Source organism: Massilia sp. Soil_C_3 (assembly GCF_057657035.1).
In genome coordinates this window covers 72,070-81,380 of sequence record NZ_JBDGJG010000015.1, presented here as the reverse complement: position 1 = coordinate 81,380, position 9,311 = coordinate 72,070, and the positions used below count along the sequence as shown (strand labels likewise).

Annotated in this window: 5 protein-coding genes; all 5 read right to left on the bottom strand. The window is 69.1% G+C overall.

Annotation, left to right across the window (positions count from 1 at the left end; genetic code table 11):
* Positions 1 to 2: 2 nt before the first annotated feature.
* Genes AC3A6F_RS24640 through AC3A6F_RS24620 form a run of 5 tightly spaced genes read right to left on the bottom strand, consistent with a single transcriptional unit; the run spans position 3 to position 9,082 of the window.
* On the bottom strand, positions 3 to 1,430 hold the full coding sequence (locus AC3A6F_RS24640) for a UbiA family prenyltransferase (protein ID WP_487686309.1): 1,428 nt from the start codon (positions 1,428 to 1,430) through the stop codon (positions 3 to 5).
* Positions 1,427 to 5,725, bottom strand: a complete 4,299-nt coding sequence (locus AC3A6F_RS24635) for a glycosyltransferase (RefSeq protein ID WP_487686306.1) — start codon at positions 5,723 to 5,725, stop codon at positions 1,427 to 1,429. The genes AC3A6F_RS24640 and AC3A6F_RS24635 overlap by 4 nt, the downstream gene beginning before the upstream one ends.
* A gap of 2 nt (positions 5,726 to 5,727) precedes the next feature.
* A complete protein-coding gene (locus AC3A6F_RS24630) occupies positions 5,728 to 7,062 on the bottom strand; it encodes an FkbM family methyltransferase (protein ID WP_487686303.1) in 1,335 nt (444 codons plus the stop codon).
* Positions 7,059 to 8,282, bottom strand: a complete 1,224-nt coding sequence (locus AC3A6F_RS24625; RefSeq protein ID WP_487686300.1) for an ABC transporter ATP-binding protein — start codon at positions 8,280 to 8,282, stop codon at positions 7,059 to 7,061. The genes AC3A6F_RS24630 and AC3A6F_RS24625 overlap by 4 nt, the downstream gene beginning before the upstream one ends.
* A complete protein-coding gene (locus AC3A6F_RS24620) occupies positions 8,282 to 9,082 on the bottom strand; it encodes an ABC transporter permease (RefSeq protein ID WP_487686297.1) in 801 nt (266 codons plus the stop codon). Before AC3A6F_RS24620 ends, AC3A6F_RS24625 begins: the two co-directional genes overlap by 1 nt.
* Between the last annotated feature and the right edge of the window lie 229 nt (positions 9,083 to 9,311).

Sequence of the window (9,311 nt, the reverse complement as noted above, 5' to 3'; positions counted from 1 at the left end):
GGTCAGGGATAGGCGGCCAGCACGGCCAGGGCCAGGCACAGCGCCACGACGATCAGGCTGACCTTGTCCTTGCTGACGTACAGCACCGGGTCTTCGTTGACTTCGCCGCGGTAGGCCAGCACCCACAGGCGGCCCAGCCAGAACACCAGCAGCGGCAGGATGCCGGCCAGCCAGCCGGGGCTGGCGTACAGGTCGAGCACGTTGTTCGAATTAAAGTAGAGCATGAAGATCAGCACCGACACGAAGGCGGCGTTGATGCCCATGATGCCGATCGGTCCCTTGTCGGCCGTGGTGTAGCCGCGCCCGCGCGTCTTTTCCTTGCCCTCGCGGTGCAGGTTGAACAGTTCGCTGTGGCGCTTGAGCAGGGCGAGGCTCAGGAAGATGAAGAACGAGAACGCCAGCAGCCAGAACGAGGGCGCGATCGCGGTGGCGGCGCTGCCGCCCAGGATGCGCAGGCTGTACAGGATGGCGAGCGTGACGATGTCGACCATCAGCAGGCGCTTGAGGTAGACCGAATAGGTCACCGTGCTGATGAAGTACAGCGTCACCACCACCAGCAGCAGCGCGCTGTAGCTGGCGGACAGCGCCAGCGCGGCCAGCGCCAGCAGGGGGCTCATGCCGAGCGCCAGCGGCAGCGGCAGCGCGCCGGAAGCGATCGGGCGGCGGTGCTTGGTCGGATGCACGCGGTCGTCCTGGGCGTCGAGCGCGTCGTTGAGCAGGTAGGCGCTGGAGGCGCACAGCGAGAACGCCAGGAAGGCCACCAGCGAGGCCTCGAAGGTCCACAGGTCGAGCTCATGCCCGGCCAGCATCGGCACGAACACCAGCAGGTTCTTGAGCCACTGGCGCGGGCGCATCGCCTTGAGCAGGGCCATGGCCGCGCCGCCGCGCACGCTGCCCGAATGCACGGTGCTGCGGCCGTCGGCCAGGCGGAACGGCTTGCAGTGCACCGAATATGGATCGGCGCAGTCGAGCCACACCGCCAGGTCGGCGCGCGAGTTGCCGATGTAATCGTAGCCCTTGCTGCCATACAGCTCGGCCAGGCGGCGCGCCTTGTTGTGCGAGGTCAGGTTGATGCCGTCATCGGTGGCCAGCACCAGGTCGAACAGGCCCAGGTGGGCAGCGATGCGCTCGGCGAAGATGCGCTGCGAGCCGGTGGCCAGCACCACGGTGCGTCCGCGCGCGCGCTCGGTGCGCACCAGCTCCAGCACCTTCTGGTCATAGGGCAGGGCGGCCGGGTCGAGGTCGACCTCGCGCGCCAGCTGTTCCTTGAAGCCGGCCTTGCCGCGCAGGAGCCACAGCGGCAGCAGCCAGGCGCGCAGGATGTTCTGCTTGAGGAACAGCACGATCGCTTCCCACAGCAGGTCGGAATGGATCAGGGTGCCGTCGAGGTCGACCACCAGCGGGCGGGAGGAGGTGTCGGTAGCGTTCATGGTTTGGCGAACAGGTTCGTCATCAGTTCGGCGGCGTTGTCGGCCCAGGTGCGGCCGGCGATGCCCTCGGGGCGCGGCGCCTGGCCGGCGGCGTAGAGGCGCAGCCAGTCCTGCACGGCGGCGGCCAGCGCCGCGCCGTCGGCGCCGCTGAAGTAATGGGCGTGTTCGCCGGCCACCTCGCGGAACACCGGCAGGTCGCGCGCCAGCAGCGGCACGCCATGGCCCGCGGCCTCGATCAGCGGCAGGCCGAAGCCTTCGCCCTCGCTGGCGAACAGCAGGCAGGTGCTGGCCGCGTACACGCGGTCCAGGTATTCGTCGCTGATGCCCTGCAGCCAGTGCAGGCGGCGGCCCAGCTCGGGGTGGGAGCGCAGACGCGCCACCAGCTGCGGGATGGTGCGGCGCGCACCGTCGGGCAAACCTTTCCAGCCTTCGGCGCCGACGATCACCAGGCGCAGGTCCAGTCCCTGGGCCCACAGGCGCTCGAAGGCGTCGAGGGTCTGCAGATGGCCCTTGCGCGGCTCGATGGTGCCGACCATCACGAAGGTGGAGGCGGCCCGCAGGTCGGCCAGCAGCGTCTCGGCGCCGTCCGGCAGTCCGGTGGTCGGCTGCGAGGCGCCGATGTCGGCGCCGTGGTGCAGCACCAGGTAGTCGCCCGGCGTCGCCTGGGGCGCATTGGCCGCCAGCCAGTCGCGGGTCTCGTCGGCCACCGCGGCGCTGATGCATACCAGGCCGTCGGCCGCGGCGCCGATGGCGCGCAGCCAGTCGCCGAATTCGCGGTCGGCGCCGGGCGGGAAGAATTCGGGACGCAGCACCGGCAGGATGTCGTGCACCATGAAGTGCACGCGCACGCCGGCCGCGCGCCAGCGCGCATACAGGCCGTGGCGCGCCGCTTCGATCACCGCGCGCGGGAACACGTCGGGACTGTAGAACACGTCGCCGGCGGCGACCGTCACCTCGTCGTCGTGGACGCCGTCGCCGACCGTGCCCATCAGCGCATGCAGGTAGCGCCGCGCGTAGCGGTAGTGCCAGGCCCCGCCCTCGTCGCTGAGGTAGACCGGCAGCACTTGGACGTGGCGGCCCTGGGCCCGCAGCAGCTCGAGCAGCTGGGCGCGCACCACGCGCTGGATGCCGGTGCGCAGGTCTTCGCGCACCATGGCCGAGACGTCCACCAGCAGTTGCGGGGCCATGCCTTCGGCCGACAGCCTGGCGTGGTGGCGGTCCTGGACCACGGCTTCCATCAACTGCGCGGCACTCTGGCGCCAGGTCAGCCACGGCATGGCGGACGACGGCGGCGCACTGCCGGCCGCGTGCAGCGCCAGCCAGCCCTCGATGGCGGCGGCCAGGTCTTCCGGCTTGCCGCCCTCGAAGTAATAGGCGTGATTGCCGGCCACTTCGCGGAATACCGGGATGCCGCGCGCGATGATCGGCAAGCCCTTCTGGGCGGCCTCGATCAGCGGCAGGCCGAAGCCTTCGCCTTCGGATGCCGCCAGCAGCGCCGAACTGTGCTCGTAGAGCTGCACCAGCATCTCGTCCGAGACGCCGTTGAACCAGAACAGGCGCCGTTCGCGCTCCGGGTGCGCCTGCAGGCGCTCGGCCAGGGCGTCGACCAGCCAGCCGTTCTTGCCGACGATGACGAGGTTGACCTCGATCCCGCGCGCCCACAGCAGTTCGCAGGCCGCCAGCGCCTGGGCCTGGCCCTTGCGCGGCTCGAGCGTGCCCACCATCAAGAGGGTCGGCGCGCGGCGCAGCGCTTCCATGGCCTGGGCCGCGTTGTCGGGCAGGCCGCGGCTCGGCGCGCTGGCGTCGATGTCGGCGCCCAGGTGGAAGTGCGACAGCTTGAGCGGGGCAACGCGCCGGTTCGGACGCTGGGCCAGCCACTCGGCCAGCTCGTCGGCCACCGCGCGCGAGATGGTCACGATGCCGTCCGCCACCAGCGAGATGGTGTCGATGAAGTCGCCGTAGTATTTCTCGGCGCCGAAGGGGAAGCAGTCCGGCCGCAGCAGCGGCAGCAGGTCGTACACGGTGAACCAGATCGCCACGCCGCGGCGGCGCAGCGCCAGCAACTGCGGCTGGTTCTGGGTGGTCATATTGGTGGCCAGGTCCAGGCCCAGGAACACGTCGCCAGGCCGCGCTTCGATCGGCGCATCCTCGAGCGCCAGCGGCGGCGTGCCGAGCATCGAGGCGGTGAAGGCGCGCGCATAGCGGTAGCTGCGGTTGCCGCCTTCGCTGTACACGGGCTCGATGCGGTAGCCGGCCGGCGGCTCCTGCACCAGCGCCAGCACGATGCTGCGCACCACGCGCTGGATGCCGGTCTTGTGGTCGGCCTGGACCAGCGCCGAGATGTCGACCAGCAGCTGGCGCGGCGCCGTCGGCAGGGCGTTGGCGGCGATCATGGCCGCGGTCTCGACCAGCGCCGCTTCACCCGGCGGGCGCGGCGTGCCGGGCGCGCTGAGCGCGGCCACCAGCTGTTGCCGGCGTGCGGGGGCGCTGTCCTGGGCGAAGGCTTCGATCGCCTCCACATACAGCGCGCCGACCGCGCCAGGGGCATGATGGTGCGCGATGTGGGCGCGGCCGGCCTGGGCCAGCGCGGCGCGGCGCGCCGGCGATGCGTGCAGGTCGGCCAGCGCCGCCGTCAGTGCGGCATCCTCGAACAGGTCGGGCAGCATGCACAGGGCGTCCGGCGGCAGGTCGGCCGCGCCGCCGTGGGCGTTGACGATGGACGGCAGGCCGTGCATCAGGCAGTCGAGCACCGAGGCCGAGGTCTCGCCACGGGTCTGGGTGCGCAGCTGTACCGCGCAATCGCTGGCGGCAAGCCAATCCTGGTAGGCTTCGGCGCTGACGAAGCCCGTGATGTCGATGCGCGCACCGGCGCCGCGTTCGGCGATCGCGCGCAGCAGCTCGATGCCGTAGGGGCCGGGATCGTTGGCGCCGACGAAGACCAGGCGGCAGCGCGGATCGGCCGCCAGCGGCGACGCCAGGTACGCATTTAACAGGCGCTGATTGAGCTTGGTCGAGCCGAGCATGCCGAAGCTGCTGACGACGTAGTCGTCGGCGCCCAGGCCCAGGCGCGCGCGCGCTGCGGCGCGTGCTGCCGAAGTGTCGGCGTCGTGCGCGACCTGGCCGCGCAGCAGCGGGATGGTGCGCCAGCCATCGGCGGCGCCCGGGCCGTACCACTGTTCGGCCAGGCGGCGCGAAAAGTCGCCGTGGACGATGATGCCGGCGGCGCGGTCCAGCACCTCTTTATTGCACGGGAATTGCCAGATCGACGGATTGCGGCCGTGTTCGCGGTGGTAGTGCAGCCCGCTGTGGCCGTGCGAGGCGTACAGCGCCTGCAGGAAAGCCTCGGGCACGTCGCCGTCGCGTTCCATATTGTCGAGCACACCGCTCAGGAAGAAGTCGTGCAGCACCACGGCGCCCGGATGGCGGCGCAGCAGCGCGAACATATGCTTGTGCGCGTTCGAGTTGCCGAAGTGGTAGAGCACGCGGTCGTAACCGGCGCCGTGACGCATGAAGTAATCGACGTCGCGCTGCGGGAAGCGCGCCAGCGCGGCGTCGGGCGTGACGCCCGGCGTGAGCACCAGCTCGACCGCATAGTGTTTCTCGAGCTCGAGGACCAGTTCTGCGCTGTAGTCAGCGATGCCCGAGTGCTCGGGCGGCAGCGGCGAGACCAGCGCCAGGCTGGGTTTCGCTGCCGGCGCTGCGGCGGTCTGCGCGGACTTCAGCGCCGCCTTCGCAAGGGCATGCCACACGGCTTGCACGTCGTCGACCGCCAGCACCGGCGCCGGCGTCAGCACGGCGTCGAGGGTCAGCGCCGCATCGGGATCCGCGGCCAGCACCAGCGCGGCGCCGCGCAGCAGGTCTTGCTGCGCGCGCGGCGCGGCAAGCACGCTCGCCAGGTCGGCCGCGCCCAGCACCTGCGGCACGCCCGCGGTCCAGTAGCCGGCCCAGGCCGGGTCGGCATCCGGCTGCCACATGGACAGCACCAGGTCGGGCGCCAGCGAAGCCAGGAAGCCGGCGCGCAGCGCATGCGCGCCGTGGCGGCGCCAGGCGTCGTCGCCATTCGGCTGGGCGTAGACGTGGAAGCGCCCCTCGGGCAGCAGGCCGTCGAAGGCGTGGCGCAGCACGTCGACGTCGGTCGGATGGCGGCCGCTGACGGCCACGTGGATGTCCCATTGCTGCTGTTGCGGCTGCGCCTGGGCGCGGGCGTCGAGCAGGGACAGCGCCAGGCTGCGCAGCATGGCCGTGTCCTGGGCGGGGGCCGCCTGCGGGGCGTGGAAGTCGATGATCAGGCGCATGGTCAGTCTTTGTTCGGTTCGTAGGCGCGGCGCAGCTGCTCGAGGGCGTCGCGCGCCGATTGCGGCAATTCACGCTGCGCGTGCGGCACGGCCGCGCCATGGGCGGCCTGCTCCTGGGTGGCCTGCTTGGCGGCGGCAAGCGCGCGTGACAGCAGCGCCTGCAGCTTGGGCGAACGCATCACCAGCGGCAGCACCGTGCGGCGCAGCGCTTCGCGCGAGGTCAGCCAGCGCAGCGCGCGGCGGGCGGCGCCGCGCGCCTTGCGTTTGGTGAGTCCGACCAGGCCGTCCGGGCCGCGGCGCGCGATGAAGCGCAGCGGCGCGGTGATGCGCCACGAGGTGCTCGACAGGGTGGCCAGCAGGCGCTGTTCGAGGTCCTTGCCCCAGGCCGCGGTCTCGTGCAGCTGGGCGGTGAGGGTCTGGGCCTGCAGTTCGACCTGCTGCAGCTGGGCCTCGCTGGCGCGCAGTTCCTGGCGCACGGTGGCCAGTTCCTGGCGCAGGCGCTCGCTGCGCTGCGCCAGCTCGGCCGCCGTGCGGGCGTCGAATTCGGCGCGCTCCTGGTAATAGAGCACCTGGCGTTCGAGTTCGGCGGCGCGCTGCCAGCCGTGGTCGGACTGCGCGCGCAGCGCGTCGATCTGTTTCCAGGCGCTGTCCAGGTGGTGGGTGATGTAGTCGTCGAACACGTTCGGCTGGATGTCCAGCAACGCCAGCAGATCGGGATGTTCGGCCGCCACGTAGTAGCGGTTCAGGCCATCGAACCAGGCATAGGTGTAGCCCTGGCTGGTAACCAGGTGTTCCCAGGTCTCGTGGTTGGTGGCGCGGCTGTTGGGCAGGGTGGCCTCGATCACCAGCACCCACGGGCGCCAGCGCTTGAAATCCATCCCGCGCAGCACTTCGCCCTCGAAGCCTTCGACGTCGATCTTCAAAAAGTGGATGTCGCCCTGCACGTGCTCGGCGCAGATCGCGGCCAGGGTGCGCACCGGCACCTTGAGCTCGGCCACCACATGGCCTTCGCTGCGGTGCAGTTCGGCCACCGATTCGTCGGGCGAAGCCCAGCCGCGCACCGCCGGCACGTCGTACAGGGTCAGCTCACCGTCGGTCGCGCCGGCCGCGATGGCCAGGTTGACGTCGCGCGGGCGCTGCTCTTCGAAGGCCTGGTGGAAGGAGGGCAGCGGCTCGATGCTGATGCCGCGCCAGCCGGCGTCGTAGAAAGCCTTGGTGACCGAGTGTTCGACCGGGTCGTTGGCGCCGACGTCGATGTAGAAGCCGTCCTTGACGTGGCCCAGCGCGCGCCACAGGAGCACGTCCTCGCTGTTCTGGGAATAGGAAACGAAAGTCATGTGCGTTGGATGTCGATGGCCGGATCGAGCCAGGCCGAGCCTTCGAAATGGGGCCTGCGCATGTTCATCACGGTGAACACCAGCGCCAGGTCGCGCCATTCGTAGTTGTTGACCAGGTGGGTCTCGGTGCTGACGATCGCGGTCGCGACCGAATAGGTGCCGGGACCCAGGTTCATCGGGAAGGCGAAGCGGTAGATCACGTCTTCGCCGGCCGCTATGTCGGACAGCGGCAGTTCCTTCAGGTGGGTATTGGTGCCGTACATCGGCTGGCCGAGGCGGTCCTTGATCATATAGCCCAGCACCATGCGCGGGATCGGCGCGTGGGCACGCACCTTAACCTCGAGCGTGACCGGGCTGCCGACGTCGACCACCTCGACCCGCGCGCCGCTCTCGTCGAGCAGGGCGATGTCGGCCACCGTGGCTTCGCCGGTGCCGGACACGGTCTGCACCTTGCCGCCGGCCGCCTCCTGCAGGCGCACGGTCTCGTTTTCGCGCTCGGCGATCATGGCGTTGTAGTAGTCCATGATTTCCTCGGGCTTGCCCTCGCGCGCCAGGCGCCCGCCGTCGAGCAGGATGGCGCGGTCGCACACCGACTGGATCGCCTGCTTGTCGTGCGAGACCAGCAGCAGGGTGGTGCCCTGCTTGCGGAACTGGCGGATGCGGTCGAAGCTCTTGTGCTGGAAATAGGCGTCGCCCACCGACAGCGCTTCGTCGACGATCAGGATGTCGGGCCGGCGCGCGGTGGCGACCGAGAACGCCACGCGCATCTGCATCCCGCTCGAATACACCCGCACCGGCTGGTCCATGTACTCGCCGATGTCGGCGAAGGCTTCGATCTGCGGCATCAGCGCGGTGATCTCGTCGGCCGTCATGCCCAGCAGCTGGCCCGCCATATAGGCGTTCTGGCGGCCGGTGAAGTCGGGATGGAAGCCCATGCCCAGTTCGAGCAGGGCGGCCACGCTGCCCTGCATGGCGACGCCGCCGGTGGTCGGCTGCGTGGTGCCGGTGATCAGCTTGAGCAGGGTGCTCTTGCCGGCGCCGTTGATGCCGATGAGGCCGACGGCTTCGCCAGGCGCCACCTGGAAGCTGACGTCGCGCAGCACCCATTTGAGCGTGTGGCGCGCACCGCGCATCGGCAACATCCATTCCGCCAGGCGCGACAGGCGCGTCGGATAGGTTTTATAGGCCTTGCCCAGGCCTGAAACGGTAATCGTGCCCATCAGAGTTCATCCACCATTTCGCCGGCGCGCTTCCTGAACAGGCGCATGCCGAACACGCACAGCAGCAGGGCCAGCAGCGCCACCGGCCAGATCGCGGCCCAGTCGGGCGCCGCGCCGTGCACCAGCACCGCCTGGTAGGCGCCGATCAGCGGCGCCATCGGATTCCACGCCATCAGCTCGCGCACTTCGGGCGGCAGGATGGTGGCCGGATAGACGATCGGGGTCAGCCAGAACCAGAACTGCATCGCGATCGTCACGAACTGGCCGACGTCGCGGAAGAAGACGTTGAGCACGCCGGCGATCATGGCCAAGCCGATCGCCAGCAGCACCTGCACCACCAGCACCGGCAGCAGGGAGAAGAACATCAGGCCCGGGAAGTTGCCGGTGGCAATCAGGAACACCACGAACAAGCCGAAGATGATACCGAAATTGACCAGCGCGTTGAGGACTACGATCAAGGGCAGGCAGATGCGCGGGAAGCTGATCTTCTTGATCAGGTTGGCTTGCTCGATAAACATGTTCTGGCCGCGCGCGACGATCTCGGCGAACAGGCCCCAGGTCAGGATGCCCGCGCAAAGGTAGATCGAGTAGGCGAAGCCGGAGTCGGCGCCGGGCAGCTTGGTGCGCATGACTTCGGAGAAGATCACGGTGTACACCAGGATCATCGCGAGCGGACTGAGCACCGACCAGACGGCGCCGAGGATCGCATTTGCGTATTTCGACTGGAATTCGCGTTTCACGCTGCCCAGCACGAAACCGCGGTAGGCCCACAGGCCACGCAGCATCAGGGGCGAGATCATCGTGCGGTCGCGTCGGAGGGCGCCAGGAAGTGTGGCGGGAGGGTTGTCGTCATAGTAATGCTGGGTCGTTAACAGCGGAATTATACTCCACGGTCCAGCGCACAAATTGTTCAATTGTAACGACGTGTCAGTGAATACTGACGTCCGTTCAGGACGGCAGATAGACCAGACATTCAAGGTAGTGACGGATGTCAATGCTACGGACTTTCAATATGGCATTTTCACGTGT